The following is a 17506-nucleotide window of genomic DNA, read 5'->3' as shown; positions in this document are numbered from 1 at the left end:
TCCAGGGCACCCAGGGCTTCCAGGGCGACACCGGCACCCAAGGCTTCCAGGGCACCCAGGGCTTCCAGGGTGATACCGGTGCGCAGGGCACCCAGGGCTTCCAGGGAAACCAGGGCTTCCAGGGGACCACCGGCACACAGGGCTTCCAGGGCTTCCAGGGCACCCAGGGCTTCCAGGGTGACACCGGTGCGCAGGGCACCCAGGGCTTCCAAGGCGCGAGCCCCGGGTCGCAGAGCACGGTTGTTACGGCTACCAGCGGCACAGGCAGCGCCACGGTCTTGTGCCCCGCCGGTACGTTCGCCATCGGTGGCGGTTTCGAGGCTGCGGTGTCCGTCGACAATGAGATGCTCGTCAGCCGTCCTGTCGGGGGCTCTCCGGCGACTGGCTGGCAGGCCGTCTCCGACGACCCGCGCACAGTCACCGTCTACGCGGTATGCGCGCCGTGAGCCCCCGGGCCGCGAGCCTCGCTGGGCCGGCAGGCGTTCACGGGTGGGTACACCGAGTGTCGTCCCTCGGGGGACGACACATATCCCCACGCTTGTCCTTTTCGGCCCACCCAGTCGCGTTGCCGGATCAGTGAGGTAGAACCCGTGAAAAAGCGCATGGCACTGTGGACCGCACTCGTCGCCACAGTCGTGGTCGCCCAGCTGGTGACCGGGTGGGTGCCACTTCCCACAGCGGACTCCAAGACCACGACTGCGGCTGGAACCAAGCCCACAGGACCGGCGGCCAAGCTCGTCCTGAAGGCGGAGGAACTGGTCCAAGCAGGCATCAGACAGGGCGAGAACAAGGACTTTTCTGGGGCGAGGAGTAGCTTCAGACGGGCCCTGGACCTGGATCCCGCCAACAAACTCGCCTGGTACAACCTCGGCGTCATCGCCCAGGAGAACCACAGGACGGCTGACGCGCGCGCGGCTTACGACAAAGCCCTGAAGATCGATCCGGATTTCGATTCGGCCCTGTACAACAAGGCGATCCTGCTCGAGTCGAGCGACACCGACAAGGCGATCGCTCTTCTGAAGCGCATCGTGGGCGCCGACCCACGGGCTGCCACGGCCTATCTGCACCTTGGACAGGCTCTGGCGAAGAAGGGCCGTGACGGCGAGGCCGAGGACGCCTTCGGCTTCGCCGTCCGCGCCGACCCGTCGCTCCAACAGTTCGTCCCGGAGCAGTTCCGCGATTCCAGCGATTCCAGCGATTCCACGACCGCAGCATCTACAGGCACTGAGGCAGGTACCAACAGATGACGTCGTCTTCCCCAACCCCGAAGTTCTCTGTCTTCACTCCCAGCCACCGATCGCGTTTCCTCGACGAATGCCTCACCACACTGCAAGCGCAGACCCGCTCCGACTGGGAGTGGATCGTGCTCCTCAACAACGGCACGCGATGGCGGCCCGAACACCCCGACGACCGTGTCCGGGTAGAGGTCTCGGACCACATTCAAGGGGTGGGAGCGGCCAAGCGCCGCGCCTGCGAACTGGCACGCGGAGAGATCCTCGTCGAGCTCGACCACGACGACCTCCTGGCGAAGGACTGCCTTGCAGAACTGGCGGACGTCTTCGACGAGCGTCCCGACGTCGTCTTCGTCTACAGCCACACCGCTCAGATCACCGAGGACGGAAGCCGGGACGACACGCGGTTCAACGAGGCGCACGGCTGGCAGTACGAGGAGGTCGATGTCGACGGCCGCCGGCTCCTGCAGGCTGTCTCCATGGCACCGACGCCGCACAACGTGTCGTACATCTGGTACGCCCCCAACCACGTACGGGCGTTCCGCAAGGACACCTACGAGCAGGTCGGCGGATATGACGCCACACGCACCGTGCTGGACGACCAGGACCTGATGTGCCGTCTCTTCCAGGCGGGTGACTTCCACCAGATCCCCAGATGCCTGTATCTGCAGCGGATGCACCCCCACAACACCCAGCGCGACACCGAGATCAACGCGCACATCCAGCGCGAGACGGTAGCCCTGTACGACAAATACATCGAGGCCAACGCCCTCGCCTGGACCAAGCGACGCGGTCTGCTCGCGCTGGACCTCGGCGCCGCACACCGCAAGCCGCCCGGCTACCTGGGCGTGGACCAGTACTCAAGCGACGGCGTCGACATCGTCGCGAAGCTGCCCGAGCCACTGGACCTGCCTGACAACTCGGTCGGCCTGCTCCGGGCAGTGGACTTCATGGAGCACGTACCCGCGAAGATTCCGCTGATCAACGAGCTGTACCGCCTGCTGGCACCGGGCGGCATGCTCCTCACCCAGACTCCCAGCTCCGACGGTCGGGGCGCGTACCAGGACCCGACGCACGTCGCCTACTACAACGAGAACTCGTTCTGGTACTACACCGACAACCAGTACCGCGCTTTCGTACCCGAGATCCGGGCTCGGTTCCACCGTTCACGGTTGGTCACCTACTACCCGACCGACTGGCACTCCAGGAACCACATCTCCTATGTGCAGGCCAATTTGATCGCCGTGAAGGAAGGTGCCGAACGGTGCGGCGGTCCGCTGCTGGTGTGACGCCTGTTAGACGTCATTGAAAATGCCTACGAGTACGGCATTTTGGGCAGCTTTGCACCGACAAGATCGGTAAGCGGGGCTGCGCGTTACCAGGGTGGAGTTCGACCCCGCGGACGCGGATCTGTTCGCCGAGACGTTCCGGGCGTCGGTGATCCCCAGGCTCGAAACGCTCCCGGGACTGGCCAGGGCGTCCCTGCTCATCGACCGGGACCGGGGACGCGGGCTGGTCGGCGCCGTGTTCACCGACCGCGAGTCCCTTGGCGCGTCCCGCGCCGGCCAGGCGGCGGCCCGCCATGAGGGGGCCGCCAAGGCGAATGTCACCGTGACCGGGCTGGAGGAGTTCGAGGTCGTCCTCGCCGATGTGCGCGGTGACTGAGGAGACGGGGTTCCGATCCTGGGACGGCTGCTTCGGACAAACGCGGCGCCGTGCGCGGTGCACGCGTCCCGGCCCGCTGGCCCGGAGGACGGTGAGGGCTGGGCAAAGTGCGGTCGACCACCCCTTGGCGCGCAGTCTGGCTGGCCTGCGCCTGGTCTGTTCCGTGCGCACCGAGGGGCTGGTGTGCACCGAGGGGGGCGGTCACCTGGTGCATCTGTGGTCGTGCCTTCGCGGTCGGTCCCTCCGGCAACCGGCCGCACTCACTCCCGCGCCCGCCCGCGAATCCGCAGGTCACCACGCTGGTCCGGCCGTGGTCGGGAGGCCCCGCCGGCCACTGCCACCAAGTTTGTCACCGACCAGGTCCCCGAACCATGCAGCACCCTGGTCCTCGCCTGCATCCTGCATCCTGCAACTGACCCGACACCGACGAGGGCGCACGCTTTTGGGTGGCAGTACGCCGCCGACGCCGGACAGGCGGCCGCCTCCTGCCTCTACCTGCACAACCTCCCGTGGGGGGGGGAACGGACCGGCCGAGTGGTGGCACCTGCCCTCGGACGGCGCAGCAGCCATCCCCGCCGCTCGCGGTCACCCGCACTCGGAACTAGCGTCATTCACATCTGTCTTCGCACGTGAAACGAGGAACCGAGATGGCAATTCTGGTACTCAACCAGGCTGCGGGCTGGAATCAGGAGCTCTACCAGGCGACCTTCGACCGGGTGATCCCGGACCGCACGAATCCGCCCGCCGGGCTCATCGCCCACTTCGGGGCGCCCGGCGAGACGGGCGGCTGGCAGGTCATTGACGTATGGGAGTCGGAAAACGCGTTCCGGCGCTTCATGGAAGAGCAGGTCAAGCCTGCCGCGCGGGAACTTGGGGCACCACCGTTCGAGTCGAAGGTGATCGAGGTCTACAACGCTCTGATCCCATAACGCCGCCTGGGCATGGGCCCCGGAGCGGATCAACGCGTCGGAGGTGCAACCGCCGCATTGCCCACGCCCAAAGGAGGGACCACGTTCAAAATTTGGCCGGCGCTCCAGCACATAGGCCCCACTGCAAGCGCCGGGCGGCCGGCATCCGCGCGCCATGGCGAGCGCGAGCGCCAGAAGCTGGAGGCGGCACAGGAAGGGCAGAAGCCCAGTGGCCGGCGCTCCTTCTTCCCTACGTGCAGCACCTGTGCCTGAAACAGTCAGGAGGTGTGTGTGGATAGGCTTTGGCGGTGACCGCTGATGCCGTGGAGAAGCTGCTTGCTGATGTGTGCGGGACGTTGGCCCGTGCTGGCTTCGATGTGGCGTCGGCTGGTGATGGGGGCAGCCTTGGTCTGCGGGTGAGGCGGGAGACGGACCCGGTGCTGGTATGGGGTGGGTGCCCGGCATCGAGTTGGATCCTGCGGGTCGGGATGATGCCGAGTTCGAGGGTATTCGTGCTGCTCTGCGGTCGGCGCTGCTGGCGATCCTCACGCAGGCCGGTCATGCCGTGCAGGTGGACCGCGAAAGCGGTGAGGTACGGGTCAGGCTGCTTGCATGACCATGGGCCGCGGAATCGACACCCGCGTTGCCCTCAGAGCGTGGGGCAGTTCCGTCGGCGGGCGGGGCGATGTAGGACCCGCGTCCCGGAGTCCCGGGCCGCTTCGACTGGTCCAGCCCCCTCCTGAGCGGGCAGCCGACTCGCCGCACGGCCCTGCCGGGAGCACGCTGGGAGGCGTGAGCAGCACGCCGATCGTCGTACACCAGCCCTCCCGTACCGGTGGGCGGAGCGTGACCGTGCAATCGCACGGCCGGGACGAGATCCTCGGCACCGCTTACAGCGACCACGACCTGGTGGTGTTCCTCGAAGCCGCGGGCGTCGACGATCCCGAGGGTGTGCTGGACGATCCGCGGTGGGTGGAATGGCGCGACAGCGGCCCACACGAGTGGAACGCGCCCTGAGTGTCTGAGTGGCGGACTGCTCGGAACCGACCGCGCACAGGGCGGTGGCGAAGTGAACGGGTTCACCACAAGGTTGGCGCCGTTTGATGTGGCGGTGTCAGTGGGTGGTGAGCATGCCCTCGCGCAGTTGGGCCAGGGTGCGTGACAGCAGTCGGGAGACGTGCATCTGGGAGACGCCGAGCTGTTCGCCGATCTGGGCCTGGGTGAGTTCCTCCACGAACCTCCAGTGCAGGATCTTGCGCGCGCGCTCGTCGAGGTCGGCGATCATCGGGGCGAGGGCGTGGAAGTTCTCCACGAGTTCCAGGGCGCCGTCGTCGTTGCCGATGAAGTCGGACAGGACGGTCTCGCCGTCCTCGCTGTTGCCGATGGCGGCGTCCAGGGAGGAGGAGCGGTAGCCGTTGGAGGCCAGCCGTGCCTCGATGACGTCCTTCTCCTCCAGGTTCATCAGCTGGGCCAGCTCGGCCACGGTCGGTGTGCGGCCCAGGCGGCTGTGCAGTTCCTCGGTGGCGCGCGCGAGTTGGACGCGGGCTTCCTGGAGGCGGCGCGGAACGTGTACGGCCCAGGTGGTGTCCCGGAAGAACCGCTTGATCTCTCCCACGATGTAGGGGATGGAGAAGGAGGTGAACTCCACCTCGCGGGAGATTTCGAACCGGTCGATGGCCTTGATCAGGCCGATCACGCCGACCTGGACGATGTCCTCCATCTCCTCCGCGTCCCGGCTGCGGAAGCGGGAGGCCGCGTAGCGGACCAGGGAGATGTTCATCTCGATCAGCGTGTTGCGCGCGTACTGGTACTCCGGTGTGCCCTCCTCCAGCAGGTCCAGCTGCTGGAAGAACAGGCGGGTGAGCGCACGCGCGTCCTTCGGAGCGACCTTCGACGGGTCGGCCACCTCCGGCAGTTCAACGCACTTCACATCCGCCGTCGCCGTATCCGTAACCATGTGTCCCTCCCCTTGCCGGCCATGCCCGGCCCATCTCGACTCGCCACTGCCGCGCTTACCCCGTCCCTCCACCTTCATGCCTACTCCTTCCGTGATATCGACGGCCCCGCGCCTACGAGGTGCCGAAGCGGAACTCGATCGACTGCGGCGAGCGGATCCAACCGAGCCGCGCCAGCCCCTCGCACTCAACCCTGCGCACACCAAGTCGCGCGGCGTCCTGCCGGTCCGAGCGGGGTGCCGACGGCGATCAGGTCCGCCAGGTCCTCGCGGCGGAAGACATGGTCGACCTGACCGGTGGGCAACGTCCCCTCGGAGTTCGTACTCAGGCCGGTGAGCAGCTTGTGGGGACCACGAAGGCCGTCACGCTTCGCCTTTCGCCGATCACTGCGCCCGGTTGCGGTCGGTGCTTCGGCGCCCGTTCCACGATGCCGGTGCGCACTACGAAGCTCGCCGTCGGATCGGGTGCCCCGGCCGCGTTCGGTAGGGTTCCGGAGTGCTGGCTGTCTGGTCGGTGCCTTCCTGGGGGGATGAGCGAGACGAGAGACATGCCGGAACAAGCGATCCTGCCTGCGATAGCACCGAGCGGGCCTTTGGCCGTGTCGGTCGAGGCGGCACGGATGGCGGCGGTACGCCGTTACGACATTCTCGACACTCCTCCGGACGGCGCCTATGACCGGGTTGCGGCGCTGGCCGCGCGGCTGTTCGAGGTGCCGGTGGCGACGGTGACGATCGTGGACGAGGACCGGATCTGGTTCAAGGCCGCGCACGGCCTGGAAGGTGTCAGCGAGATCGGCCGGGATCCGGGCCTGTGCGCCTCAGCGGTGCTGCGTGATGACACCACCGTCATCCCCGATACGTTGCTGGACCCGGTCGCCTGTTCCAACCCGCTGGTCGCCGGTCCGATGGGGGTGCGGTTCTACGCCGCCGCTCCGATCATCACCGCCGACGGGCACCGCCTGGGCACGGTCAACGTTCTTGACACCCGCCCCCGCGAGATCAGCGAGGGCGATGCCTCCACCCTCACAGACCTGGCCGCGGTGGTGCGTGACCAGCTGGAACTGCGGCTGTCGGCGTTGCACGTGGTACGCGCCGAGCAGGAGCGCCGCCGGGTCGAGCAGGAGAAGCGTCAGGCGGAGGAAGAGGCCCGGCAGCGTGCGGAGCGGGACAAGGCGGCCATCGCCGCGTTTGCCTCCACCCTGCAGCGCACCCTGGTGCCTCCCGCGCTGCCCGCGGTACCGGGACTTGAACTGGCCTGCCACTACAAGACCGCCTCCCCACAGGAAGTGGGCGGCGACTTCTACGACGTCTTCCCCATCGGCGGAGGCCGGTGGGCGTTCTTCCTGGGCGATGTGTGCGGCAAGGGCGCCGAAGCCGCCTCGGTCACCTCACTGACCCGCTACACGCTACGGGCCGCAGCCCTCGTCGACGCGGACCCCACGGCCGCGCTCAAAGCCCTCAACACCGCACTGCTGCTCGACGCAGAGGTCGGCACCCGCTTCTGCACCGCCGTCTTCGGCCTGCTCGATCCGGCCCAGGACGGCGGTTTCACTGTCACACTGGCCACCGGCGGTCACCCGCCCGCCTACCACCTCAGCCCTGCCGAGAACGGCGGTGTACGGGTCGAGGCGGCCCGCGCCAAGGGCGGCATGCTGGTCGGCGCGTTCGACGAGGCCGCCTTCGCCTCACTCACCCTGCACCTGGCACCCGGCCACGGCTTGCTGCTGTACACCGACGGGCTGACCGAAGCCCGCACCGTCGATGGCCACATGCTCGCCGACACCGGCCTGACCGACTTCCTCGCCCAGCGACCGGCACCGGTCAGCGCCGGCGCCCTGATCGACGACACCGTCGCACTCCTGGACACACTCCCCGACACCGAACGCGACGACGTGGCGCTGCTGGCCCTGTCCGTCCCCACCGCGGACGCCGCTCCCGCCGGCATCACCACCACCGCGCACAGCGCCGCCGCCCCGACCGCACCCGCCGACGCCTCCGTCGGGCAGGAGAACCGACACCCATGACCGACGCAATCCACATCGACGTCCCGCACACCGACGCCGCCCTGGCCGTGATCGCACTATCCGGTGAATTCGACAGCGCCGCCGCACCCGCCGTGCGGACCCGCGCCCTGGAACTCATCGCGGCCGGACACGCAGACCTGGTCGCCGACCTGTCGGGGGTCACGTTCTGCGACTCCTCAGGGCTGGGAGCCCTCGTCGGCATCTGGCGCTGCGCCAAGGACGCCGACGGCTCCCTGACCCTGGCGGCCATCCCCGACCGGCTGAGCCGCCTGCTCAGCGTCACCGGGATGGACACCTTCCTGCCCGCCTACCCCAGCGCCGAGGCCGCGCTCGCCGCCCGCCAGGGCAATCGCACCACCGTCTGAACACCGTCGCTCGCAGGAGTGGCATGGGCACAGCTAGGCGCGGGGCATGGCGAAGCGCGCGTCGCGGCCGACCACTGGTCGCGACGCGCGCTCATCCCCTCTGTCAAGCAGGCCGCCGCCGCGATCGAACCGGGCACGCCTGCTCAGCCGTTCATCAACGTGCTGACCGAGCTGGTCCAGGAGAGGCCAGCACCAATGTAGATCAGGGCTTCGCGGAAGTCGTCCGATGTGGCGTCTGGACGGACGACGGATGCGTGGTCGTGCGGGTCGGGCAGTTTCTATTGCTACGGCAGTGCCTCGCCGCTGCAGCATGTTCGCCGAGCGGGCAGGGGCCCCTGAGAAGCGTGCGCGGCGCGATGATCGCCGTGCATCCGCCCTCCCGCACGGTCGGCCGGAGAGTCATCGTGCGCTGCGAGGGTCGGGACGAGATGTTCGGCACCGCCTGTAGCGATCACGATCTGGTGGTGTTCTCCAAGGGTGCGGGCCCCCAGGTTCCCGGGTGCCTCGCGTAGTTCCAGGCACGGGGCCTCCGAGCTGCGCCGTGGCGTGACGCGTGAGCCCGGATGGGCGAGGCGAGGTGATCTACCGGCTACCTCGTGGCAGGCATGAGGTGTCGAGCAACCACCGGCGGACCCAGCAAAAAAAGGTGAGGTGTGGGCTGTGACCAGCCTTTCGAACCCTGTTCTGGAGGCATTTCTCTCAGTGCTCCCCGAGGAGTGCCAGCAGCGGGTACAGAAGAAGCCCCCAGAGATTCAGGAGGCTATGGCCCAGCAGTGGCAGGAGGACTTCGAGACCGACGCAGGACCCGACGTACTGAACTTGGAGGCGCTGACCAGGAGCCAGAAAATGGTGGCTTCCCGGATGGCGCTGAGGATGGTCGACGACGAGGATGCGCAGGGCCCCGACGCCTGTCGAGTGACGATGCGCTAAAGCCGCCGAAGCGCCTCACGGCCTGCGACCAGTGGCGTGCGAGCGGAACCGGCTGGGTAGATCATGGGTCGTCGACCTCGACGACACCAGTGACCGTAGACCCACCGGATGAGGACAACGGGCGTCGCGCATCAACGAATAACCGCCGACACGGAACGCATGGCTGGAGTCCGGTGGTTGGAGGAGCGGTTCCGCTGCTTCACCGGGCCCCAGCTATGAGACCGGGTGCCCGGGAGGGTTGCGGTTACACCGTTTGCCCGAAGAAGGGATGTCCTGGGACGGGACATGGCTGTGGGCCCCGGGTGTTCCCGGGGCCCACAGGGCTGGCTGCTGTGTGGGGGTTACCAGCGATACCAGCGGCCCTTGTGGCCGCCCGTGTCCGCACTGCGCATCACGAAGCCGAGCAGCCAGACAACCAGCACGATGACGGCGATCCACCACAAGGCCTTCAGCGCGAAACCCGCGCCGAAGAGGATCAAAGCCAGCAGAAGAACGAGAAGCAGGGGAACCATAGTTATCAACCTCTATCGCTCCTCGTGCCCGGCGAATCGAAGAATATGCGGCCGAATTACCTGGTTTCTTCAGTGCCTTTCGGGCAGTAGGGTCCGGTGCGGCCTGCTGGTGTCGCACCAGCAGCAGTCCGAGGGGGTAGGAGCGGCTGCGGTCAATGGCGGCTGCGGCGGCTCCGAAAGCAGGAAAACGGCGATTTGTGGAGTCCCTGCTGCCATGGTGCTGGCGAAGGAGATTCACAGGCATCATGGCGGCACCACGTAGATGCCCGGACGAGCTCCGCGAAGAGTCCGGGCTATCGGGCGGCCCGTCGCGCATGTAGCGAAGGATCTCGGCGTCCATCCCGAGGCCCTGCGCGGCCGGGTGCGCCAGGCCGAGGCCGACCGGGGGCGAGCGGGACGAGTTGAAGCAACTCCGCAAGGAAGTGGAGGGGTAAGGCGGATGTCGTGTTCGCCGCGATCGCGTTCACCCGGCCCGAGGTCTTCTTCGGCCGGACCGCCGAGTCGTTCCCGGCAACCCGTCCGGTGGGTCGGCATCACCGATCACGCGCCGGGGGTTGTGTCAGTCTTGCGTGATCACGACGACTTCGTCGCGATCGGTCCAGCGCCGTCGCTCGTTCTTGTCCGGGTTGATACGCACGCCGTGGTCGGGAACGGCCGTGGCGCGATCGTGGCGGCGGTAGCCGATCGCACATTCGCCCCGCGGCTGCGCCGCTGCGACGACCGTGGCGAAAGACGCCTCACAGCCGGGCAGGACGTAGGACGCCGCCGGTCGCAGGTGGATCTGACTGCCGGTGAGGGAGAACAGTTCCTCGAACACGGCGGCCAGGTGCCGGTTCTGGGAGATCTGAGCCATCAGCAGGCCGATGAGTTTTCCGCTGATGATCACGTCGGCTCCGGGGCTGATGGGCGCGAGCGTCCGGTTGCGGTCGTCAGTCATCTCGGTGACCACCGGCAGCTCCCGTCCGCTCTCCTGTTCCAGCATGTGCAGAACAAGGAGCGTGACGAGGGTCCGGTTGTCGGCCTCGTCGGGCTGCTCTCCCGGGACGGGGTCCGGGCTAAGCACGACGACGCTGTCGTACGAGTCGATCTCCAGGCACCGAAGTGTCTCGGGCCGGGTGACGTCTCCAGGCCGGAATGTCATGGTCAGCCGGGGAGCGAAGTCCGTGCCTGCGTCCCGTACCTGCTCGGCCGTCACCTCCTTCGGGTCCGCGACCACGGCGATGACCGAGCCGTGCACGGCACACCGGCCGAACTGGTCGACGATGAGTGAGGCCCGCCGGTTCCAGCCGAGGATCAGGACCCGTTCGGGCCGGGCGTTCGCCGGCTGCCAGGGCGTCATCACCGACTCGTCGACGAGCCCGGAGCAGTCGCTGAGCCGCGCGGTGTCGTCGTCCCGCGTGATGACGATCAGCCGGTCGCCGGGGCCGAGCAGGGTCTGCGGCGGCGGGTTCAGCAAAGGCCTGCCGTCGCGCAGCAGGCCGACCACACTGGAGGTGGCGTAGGCCAGCAGCGTGTCGCCGAAGGAGCGGCCGGTCAAGGCCGGGTCGAAGGTGAGGTAGAACTCGTCTCCGGCGAAGTCCAGGAGATCGCGGTACACCAGGGAGAGTCCGGGGCGGCGGGCGGACTGAACGATCAGCCGGGCGGTGATCGCGTCGCTCTCCAGGACGATGCCGTTTGTTCCCGCGGCGAGGGAGGCCGCCAGCCGGTACCGGTCGTCTCTGACGGCGGCGACGACGGGCGGACTTTCCTTCCCGTCGAGTGCGGATCGCAGCGCCAGCAGTGTCTTGACCACTTCCGGATCTGCTGACGGATCGTCATGGGGCAGCACGAGCACAGCACTGGCCGCGCCGGGGTTGGTCAGGGCGAGCAGGTCGGGGTCGGTGGGGGGACCGCTACGGCAGACAAGCCGGGTACGGCCGGTGGTGCCCACCTTTCGGCCAAGGGCCTCTTCCATCGTGGTCTTGTCCCGGTCGGCCAGTACGGCCACCGCGCCGTGCCGCTGATTGGCGTTGGCGGCCACCAGTTCGCTGACCACCGTGAACACTTGCTCGGACCAGCCCAGCACCACCGAGTGTCCCTGTTCGATGACGGTGGAGTGGCCCCGCCGCAGTGCGGTGAGCCGCTCGGTCAGTCCGGTGGTGATCAGACCGACGAGGGTCGAGACGTACACCAGGGCGACCAGAGCGAGCAGTACCGACAACAGCACGCGCAGGAGCGGGCCTGTCGCCCCACCCAGCCGCAATGTCTCACCGCTGAGACGCCAGACCGCTGCCAGCCTTCCCGAACGGGACGCGGGCGCATGCGGATCCGTCCACACCAGCACGGCGCTCACCGGGAAGACGACGACGAGACAGCCCACGGCCAGCCAGCCGACGAGCGCGGGGGTGCCGCGTGCCAAAGTGGTGTCGAACCAGTAGCGTGCCCTGCCTTTGAGTGAAGTCCCTCGTCCCACGCCTGCCCCCTGTTCCGCCGGGAGTTCCGGCGGCGGCAGCCATGCCGCTCCGGTTCGCCCCGCCCGTTCCCCCGCCAACCACGCACGGCCACGCGGCCATCTGGAAGTGTGCTGATGAGCCGGCCCGACACGCGGGTCACCGTCTGTCTTTCATCCCTTCGGGGACATCGCCGAAGGCGCCGCTGTGCAGACGTCCGACTGAGCGTCAGCGGTTTGACCCCGGCATCGCTCGTTCGGGGCAACGCCGCGGCGCACTTGGGCGAGTCGGGTCGGCCCACCGTTACAAGTAGGTCATGACTGAAGATCACAAAGCCGTCGTGGCAGGTTCAGGCCTGTCCAGGCGCAGCTTCACAACGGCGGCGGGAACGGCTGCGGCGGCCACGGCTCTGGCCAGTGGCACGCCTGCCGCGGCAATGCCCGTACAGCTTGTCCCGGCCGCACCGGCGCCCACCCGGGGCGCGGACTTCGCCAGGTGCCTGGCTGTGGCCCGGGCCCTGCTGGTCGTGGACGACCAGGACCGCCCCTTGGTCCCGCACTACGAGCGCGTACTCAAGGAGGGACTGCCCGCTCGGCGGACTGCCGCACCCAAGAAGGTCCTTGTCGTCGGAGCCGGCCCGGCAGGTCTGGTGACGGCGTTACTGCTGAAGCGGGCCGGCCACCAGGTGACCGTTCTTGAGGCGAACGGCAACCGGGCGGGCGGACGCATCAAAACCTTCCGCCGCGGCGGCCACGAAGAGGCGGCGCAGCCCTTCGCCGACCCCCGCCAGTACGCCGAGGCGGGTGCCATGCGCCTGCCCGGCAGCCACCCGTTGGTGATGGGGCTGATCGACCAGCTGAACCTGAAGAAGCGGCGTTTCCACTACGTCGACGTCGACGGTGACGGCCGGCCAGCCAACCGCACCTGGATCTACGTCAACGGCATCCGGATGCGGCGCGAGGAGTACGCCCGTGCGCCCCGCCGCATCAACCGGTCCTTCGGCGTGCCGCGCGCCCGCTGGGACACTCCCGCCGCGGCCATCCTTCGGTCGGTGCTGGATCCGGTGCGCGACGAGTTCAGCACCCTGGGCGCCGACGGCAAGCGGGTCGACAAGCCGCTGCCGGAACGGGTGCGGGGCTGGGCCAGGGTCATCCAGCGGTTCGGCGACTGGTCGATGTTCCGCTTCCTGACCGAGCACGCGGGGCTGGACGAGCGCACGGTCGACTTGATCGGCACTCTGGAGAACCTCACGTCGCGCCTGCCCCTGTCGTTCATCCACAGCTTCATCGGCTCCTCCCTCATCAGCCCCGACACCGCCTTCTGGGAGCTGGAGGGCGGCACAGCGGTGCTGCCGGACGCGCTACTGGCACAGGTGCGCGACGAGGTCCGGTTCGACCGCCGGGTCACCCGCATCGAGTACCACGATCCCGACCGCCCCTCCTCCGACACCCGGCACGTCGGCCGCACGGGCCCCCAGGTGTGGGTGGACACGGTGTCCGAGGGGCGCGACGGCCCGGTGGTGCGCGAGCAGTTCACGGCGGACGCCGCCGTGGTCACCGTGCCCTTCTCCGGCCTGCGGCACGTACAGATCAGTCCCCTGATGTCGTACCGCAAGCGCCGCGCGGTCACGGAGCTGCACTATGACAGCGCCACGAAGGTGCTGCTGGAGTTCAGCCACCGCTGGTGGGAGTTCACGGAGGCCGACTGGAAGCGCGAGCTGGGCCGGATCGACCCGAAGCTGTACGACGCCTATCGCACCGGCCGCGCACCCGTCGACGGCAGCATGCTGGGCGCCCATCCCTCCGTGCCGGCCGGCCACATCACCCCGGGCCAGCGCACCCACTACGCAGCCAACCGGGCCGTCTCCCGCGAACAGCCCGAGGCCACACACGTCGTGGGCGGCGGCTCGGTGTCGGACAGCGCCAACCGGTTCATGTACCACCCCTCCCACCCGGTGCCCGGCAGCTCCGGAGGAGTGATGCTGGCCTCTTACAGCTGGGCGGACGACGCACTGCGCTGGGACTCCCTGGACGACGAGGCCCGTTACCCGCACGCCTTGTGCGGACTGCAGCAGGTCTACGGCCAGCGCGTCGAGGTCTTCTACACCGGCGCCGGACGCACCCAGAGCTGGCTGCGCGACCCCTACGCATACGGAGAGGCGTCCGTACTACTGCCCGGCCAGCACACCGAGTTGCTGCCTTCCATCCCCGAGCCCGAGGGCCCGATGCACTTCGCCGGTGACCACACCTCCCTCAAGCCGGCCTGGATCGAGGGCGCCCTGGAGTCGGCGGTCCGCGCCGCCCTGGAGGTCCACACCTCACGACCCCTACGACGGCCCGCCTAAAGGGCTTGCGGAAAAGCGACCTGCTGTTCCCGCGCCCGGTCTCGTCGGCCTGGTGGCGTCATCCGTGACGTGACGCATGATCAGCTGGCCCGCTGTCCTTCATCTTGGGCAGCGGGCGTCAGCTGAACGCCGCGTAATCCGCTGCCTGCCGCCCCTGGGCCTACGCCCGGCTCCCGGGCGGAATCCGGGGTCGGCCGAAGATCAGCAATGGCGGTGGAACGACTTGTAGGGGTCCGACAGCGACCGGTGCTCGTCGCTTCAAACGGGGTGACCTGGCGCATCCAGCTCAGCTGAGGTCGCACCGGTGGGCCGCTGGCAGCTCCACCGGTGGACAGCCGGTGGACAGACGCCTTTGGACGGTGCAAACACAGGGCGGCACAGGCCAACCTGTCGCACGTGCTCTGATCAGGGATCGTGATCGGGGCCTTCGTCTGGACGGCCTGCGCGGGTGACCTCCGGCGCTGGCGCGCCTGGCGCACGATCACCGGCCAGACAGGCAGTGTCATGATCATGGCTCCGGCACTCGTACGCACGGGCGTCCTCGCCCTGGTGCTCTTCCCCGGTGCTCTCGGGCTCTACCACCTGGTCGACGACGCGGCCTACGGCAGCTGGCTGTACGGGAGCTGAGCTGGAACACGGGACGCTCCGGACAACTGCCGCGACGACGCGCTGCCCACGGTCACGAAGGTCGAGCCCTGCACGGCTGTGCTCGGTTAGCTGTGGTGTCTCATGACGTTGGTTCCACGAGTTCCTCGGACGTGGGCTGCTGCGGGACCGTGTCGAGTGGTGCCGGTGGCTGTCAGAAGGCTTCCGCTTTCCGAACGGATTTCTCCCGCACCCGGTGTGAGCAGCAAGGGGCGGTGTCCACGAGATGACGACGGCCGAGCCGCGCCAGGGCGTGGTCCCTGATCAAGCCCGACCGGCTTCCGGAAGGGCCCACCTTCATGTTCACGCCAAAGGTGAAGGGGCGTCGTGAGCTACACGTACTCCTTCAACGGCGACCCGGAGTTCGCGGTCGCCCACCACGCCGCGAGCATCGACTGGGCCCCGGCCTCGCACGGCTTCTACGACCTCCAGGTCCACGCGACGACCCGCACCGGAATCCGACCGGCGGCCTACGACTATTTTTTCACCGTGAACTGAAACCGCGCATCGGCCGTGCCCAAGCCCACCGCAGCCGCCGGTGGGTGAGTATGCGAGTTCGATTCTCGTCACCCGCTCCACGGCAAAGGCCCGGGTCATGGACCCGGGGACTTTGCCCTGGCCGCCTCGGACGCCGGGCCCGGAACGGCCCGTCTGAGCCTGTCGGCGTGGCCTTGATCCGGCCGATGACCCGGCCTCCCGAGAGCAAGCCGATGGCTCGGAATCAAGCACCGACACGACCGGCAGGGTGAACAACACACCCCCCTTACCCCTTTCGGCCTCTTATTCATATGTGCCTTATAAGACTAGTTGCTAGTTTTTTATCGCTGGGTGATGGCTCATCACCCCACCCGCAGGTGCTCGCCCTACGGACCTCGGTTTGCGGCTGATTCCGCAGAACCTCGACACGGCACGCGGCTTCCGGCCTGACCGGAACTACGGAAGTTCGGAATCCCCTTGCCGGGGGACTGAGCTCGACGGCGACAAGAAAGGTCACCCCCATGGCAGTTGTTGCCAATTCATCCCGTTCACCGGGCAGATTTCGTATCAGACATCGGCTCAAGACACGTCTCGCACTCCTGCCCGGAATAGTGCTGCTGGCCACGGCCACAGTCGCACTGACTTCGGGCGTCGCGCAGGCCGCAGAAGCCCCTGTTGATCTGGGGACCGCCAAGAGCTACGCGGTCCTGGCCGGTTCAACGGTCACCAACACCGGCCCCACCGTCATCAACGGCGACGTGGGACTCAGTCCAGGCACTTCGGTGACCGGCTTCCCTCCCGGACAGATCTTCGGCGACCTGCACATCGCCGATGCCGAAGCTCTTCAGGCGAAGACAGATCTGACCACGGCCTACAACGACGCGGCCGGCCGGGGACCCGGAGCGGCCATTACAGCCGATCTCGGCGGACAGGTCCTGGCGCCCGGTGTCTACACGGCCTCGTCGTCGATGGGACTTACCGGAACCCTCACTCTCAACGCCAAGGGTGACCCCAACGCCGTCTTCATCTTCCAGGCCGGATCGACGCTGACCACCGCTTCGAACAGCAGCGTCAAACTCGTAAACGGTGCACAGCCCTGCAACGTGTTCTGGCAGGTGGGCAGTTCCGCCACCCTCGGGACCAATACCGATTTCGTGGGCACCATCATGGCCGACCAGTCCATCTCGCTGTTGACGGGCACCGAGATCCAAGGCCGTGCCCTTGCGATGAACGCCGCGGTGACGATGGACACCAACGTCATCACGACGCCGTTCTGCGCGACTGGCCCCGCCGGGCCCACAGGTCCCGCCGGACCCGCCGGGCCTGCCGGGCCTGCCGGACCCGCTGGCCCTGCCGGACCCGCTGGCCCTGCCGGACCCGCTGGCCCTGCCGGGCCCATCGGACCTGCCGGATCTACCGGACCCGCTGGCCCTGCCGGGCCCATCGGACCTGCCGGACCTGCCGGACCTGCCGGACCTGAGGGACCCAAGGGCGACACCGGGCCTATCGGACCGGAGGGACCCAAGGGCGACACCGGGCCTATCGGACCGGAGGGACCCAAGGGCGACACCGGACCCAAGGGCGACACCGGACCTGCCGGACCGGAGGGCCCCAAGGGCGACACCGGACCCAAGGGCGACACCGGACCTGCCGGGCCCAAGGGCCCCAAGGGCGACACCGGACCTGAGGGCCCTCAAGGTCCCAAGGGGCCCCAGGGTCCTGCGGGACCTGGCGGTGGAGGGGGCCACGGTGACCACGGCGACAAGGGGGACGAGGGGGACCACGACACCTACGGTGAACACAACGACTACTAGCCCAACTGTCAGGAGCGCGAGGGCAGCGCGTGGCGCTGAAGTCCCGGGCAGTGCGCGGGAATAAGCGAAACGCCGCCTGTATCTCCCTGAGGAGAAAACCAAGATGAGTAAGGGGCGCCTCCCAGAGAGGCGCCCCTTACAGTCCCTAACAAAGCCGTTGGACGTGGCGGTGAGTGATCAGGCAGACGGCGAGTCCGAGGAACGCTT

At 68.0% G+C, this 17506-nt stretch carries 17 protein-coding genes; 14 read left to right on the top strand and 3 right to left on the bottom strand.

Annotation, left to right across the window (positions count from 1 at the left end; genetic code table 11):
- The 7 genes from IEY89_RS39025 to IEY89_RS38995 all read left to right on the top strand — a co-directional run.
- Positions 1 to 446 (top strand): hypothetical protein (locus IEY89_RS39025; protein ID WP_229695699.1); only part of this gene is annotated, 446 nt, incomplete at its 5' end.
- Between the two features lie 156 nt (positions 447 to 602).
- A complete protein-coding gene (locus IEY89_RS39020) occupies positions 603 to 1247 on the top strand; it encodes a tetratricopeptide repeat protein (protein WP_189152277.1) in 645 nt (214 codons plus the stop codon).
- Positions 1244 to 2521: a glycosyltransferase gene (locus IEY89_RS39015; protein ID WP_189152276.1), complete on the top strand. Its 1278-nt coding sequence runs from the start codon at positions 1244 to 1246 to the stop codon at positions 2519 to 2521. Before IEY89_RS39020 ends, IEY89_RS39015 begins: the two co-directional genes overlap by 4 nt.
- A 94-nt stretch (positions 2522 to 2615) precedes the next feature.
- Positions 2616 to 2897, top strand: a complete 282-nt coding sequence (locus IEY89_RS39010; RefSeq protein ID WP_229695698.1) for a hypothetical protein — start codon at positions 2616 to 2618, stop codon at positions 2895 to 2897.
- 647 nt (positions 2898 to 3544) lie between these two features.
- Positions 3545 to 3826, top strand: coding sequence for a hypothetical protein (locus IEY89_RS39005; RefSeq protein ID WP_189152275.1), 282 nt, complete (start codon positions 3545 to 3547; stop codon positions 3824 to 3826).
- Positions 3827 to 4259: 433 nt separating this feature from the next.
- Positions 4260 to 4421 carry a hypothetical protein gene (locus IEY89_RS39000; protein ID WP_189152274.1) on the top strand — a complete coding sequence of 54 codons (162 nt, stop codon included), beginning with the start codon at positions 4260 to 4262 and terminating at the stop codon, positions 4419 to 4421.
- A 176-nt stretch (positions 4422 to 4597) separates the two neighbouring features.
- Positions 4598 to 4822, top strand: coding sequence for a hypothetical protein (locus IEY89_RS38995; protein ID WP_189152273.1), 225 nt, complete (start codon positions 4598 to 4600; stop codon positions 4820 to 4822).
- Between the two features lie 97 nt (positions 4823 to 4919).
- On the opposite strand, the gene IEY89_RS38990 is transcribed toward IEY89_RS38995, so the two are convergent.
- A complete protein-coding gene (locus IEY89_RS38990; protein WP_189152272.1) occupies positions 4920 to 5762 on the bottom strand; it encodes an RNA polymerase sigma factor SigF in 843 nt (280 codons plus the stop codon).
- 527 nt (positions 5763 to 6289) lie between these two features.
- Between IEY89_RS38990 and IEY89_RS38985 the strand changes: the two genes are divergently transcribed.
- The 3 genes from IEY89_RS38985 (at position 6290) to IEY89_RS38975 (ending at position 9078) form a co-directional block, all read left to right on the top strand.
- Positions 6290 to 7783 carry a PP2C family protein-serine/threonine phosphatase gene (locus IEY89_RS38985; RefSeq protein WP_229695697.1) on the top strand — a complete coding sequence of 498 codons (1494 nt, stop codon included), beginning with the start codon at positions 6290 to 6292 and terminating at the stop codon, positions 7781 to 7783.
- Entirely contained in the window at positions 7780 to 8148 is a 369-nt protein-coding gene (locus IEY89_RS38980) for an STAS domain-containing protein (RefSeq protein WP_189152271.1), read from the top strand. The genes IEY89_RS38985 and IEY89_RS38980 overlap by 4 nt, the downstream gene beginning before the upstream one ends.
- 660 nt (positions 8149 to 8808) lie before the next feature.
- A complete protein-coding gene (locus IEY89_RS38975; RefSeq protein WP_189152270.1) occupies positions 8809 to 9078 on the top strand; it encodes a hypothetical protein in 270 nt (89 codons plus the stop codon).
- A gap of 341 nt (positions 9079 to 9419) precedes the next feature.
- Here the strand turns inward: IEY89_RS38975 and IEY89_RS38970 are convergent, their stop codons facing one another.
- Entirely contained in the window at positions 9420 to 9590 is a 171-nt protein-coding gene (locus IEY89_RS38970; protein ID WP_189152269.1) for a DUF5670 family protein, read from the bottom strand.
- 559 nt (positions 9591 to 10149) lie between these two features.
- A complete protein-coding gene (locus tag IEY89_RS38965) occupies positions 10150 to 12042 on the bottom strand; it encodes a CASTOR/POLLUX-related putative ion channel (RefSeq protein WP_189152268.1) in 1893 nt (630 codons plus the stop codon).
- A 293-nt stretch (positions 12043 to 12335) separates the two neighbouring features.
- On the opposite strand from IEY89_RS38965, the gene lgoX reads away from it, so the two are divergent.
- From lgoX to IEY89_RS41790, 4 genes are all read left to right on the top strand, one after another.
- Complete coding sequence (gene lgoX, locus IEY89_RS38960) at positions 12336 to 14363, top strand: L-glutamate oxidase LgoX (RefSeq protein WP_189152267.1); 2028 nt, start codon at positions 12336 to 12338, stop codon at positions 14361 to 14363.
- A gap of 414 nt (positions 14364 to 14777) precedes the next feature.
- Positions 14778 to 14990 (top strand): DUF6336 family protein, encoded by a 213-nt coding sequence (locus tag IEY89_RS38955; RefSeq protein ID WP_189152266.1) that lies wholly within the window; start codon positions 14778 to 14780, stop codon positions 14988 to 14990.
- Positions 14991 to 15335: 345 nt separating this feature from the next.
- A complete protein-coding gene (locus tag IEY89_RS38950) occupies positions 15336 to 15506 on the top strand; it encodes a hypothetical protein (RefSeq protein ID WP_189152265.1) in 171 nt (56 codons plus the stop codon).
- Positions 15507 to 16006: 500 nt separating this feature from the next.
- Positions 16007 to 17299 (top strand): ice-binding family protein, encoded by a 1293-nt coding sequence (locus IEY89_RS41790; protein WP_189152264.1) that lies wholly within the window; start codon positions 16007 to 16009, stop codon positions 17297 to 17299.
- Positions 17300 to 17506 lie beyond the last annotated feature (207 nt).

It is taken from the genome of Streptomyces lacrimifluminis, from assembly GCF_014646095.1.
In the GTDB taxonomy this organism is placed as follows: domain Bacteria; phylum Actinomycetota; class Actinomycetes; order Streptomycetales; family Streptomycetaceae; genus Streptomyces; species Streptomyces lacrimifluminis.
The sequence above is the reverse complement of the archived record's forward strand: the minus strand, read 5'-3'. Positions and strand labels throughout refer to the sequence as shown.

Excerpts from the sequence above, each read along its gene's own strand:
- IEY89_RS38990 (WP_189152272.1), bottom strand. The coding sequence starts at position 5,762 with ATGGTTACGGATACGGCGACGGCGGATGTGAAGTGCGTTGAACTGCCG.
- IEY89_RS39020 (WP_189152277.1), top strand. The coding sequence starts at position 603 with ATGGCACTGTGGACCGCACTCGTCGCCACAGTCGTGGTCGCCCAGCTG.
- IEY89_RS38970 (WP_189152269.1), bottom strand. The coding sequence starts at position 9,590 with ATGGTTCCCCTGCTTCTCGTTCTTCTGCTGGCTTTGATCCTCTTCGGC.
- IEY89_RS38985 (WP_229695697.1), top strand. The coding sequence starts at position 6,290 with ATGAGCGAGACGAGAGACATGCCGGAACAAGCGATCCTGCCTGCGATA.
- IEY89_RS41790 (WP_189152264.1), top strand. The coding sequence starts at position 16,007 with ATGGCAGTTGTTGCCAATTCATCCCGTTCACCGGGCAGATTTCGTATC.
- IEY89_RS38980 (WP_189152271.1), top strand. The coding sequence starts at position 7,780 with ATGACCGACGCAATCCACATCGACGTCCCGCACACCGACGCCGCCCTG.
- IEY89_RS39005 (WP_189152275.1), top strand. The coding sequence starts at position 3,545 with ATGGCAATTCTGGTACTCAACCAGGCTGCGGGCTGGAATCAGGAGCTC.
- IEY89_RS39015 (WP_189152276.1), top strand. The coding sequence starts at position 1,244 with ATGACGTCGTCTTCCCCAACCCCGAAGTTCTCTGTCTTCACTCCCAGC.
- lgoX (WP_189152267.1), top strand. The coding sequence starts at position 12,336 with ATGACTGAAGATCACAAAGCCGTCGTGGCAGGTTCAGGCCTGTCCAGG.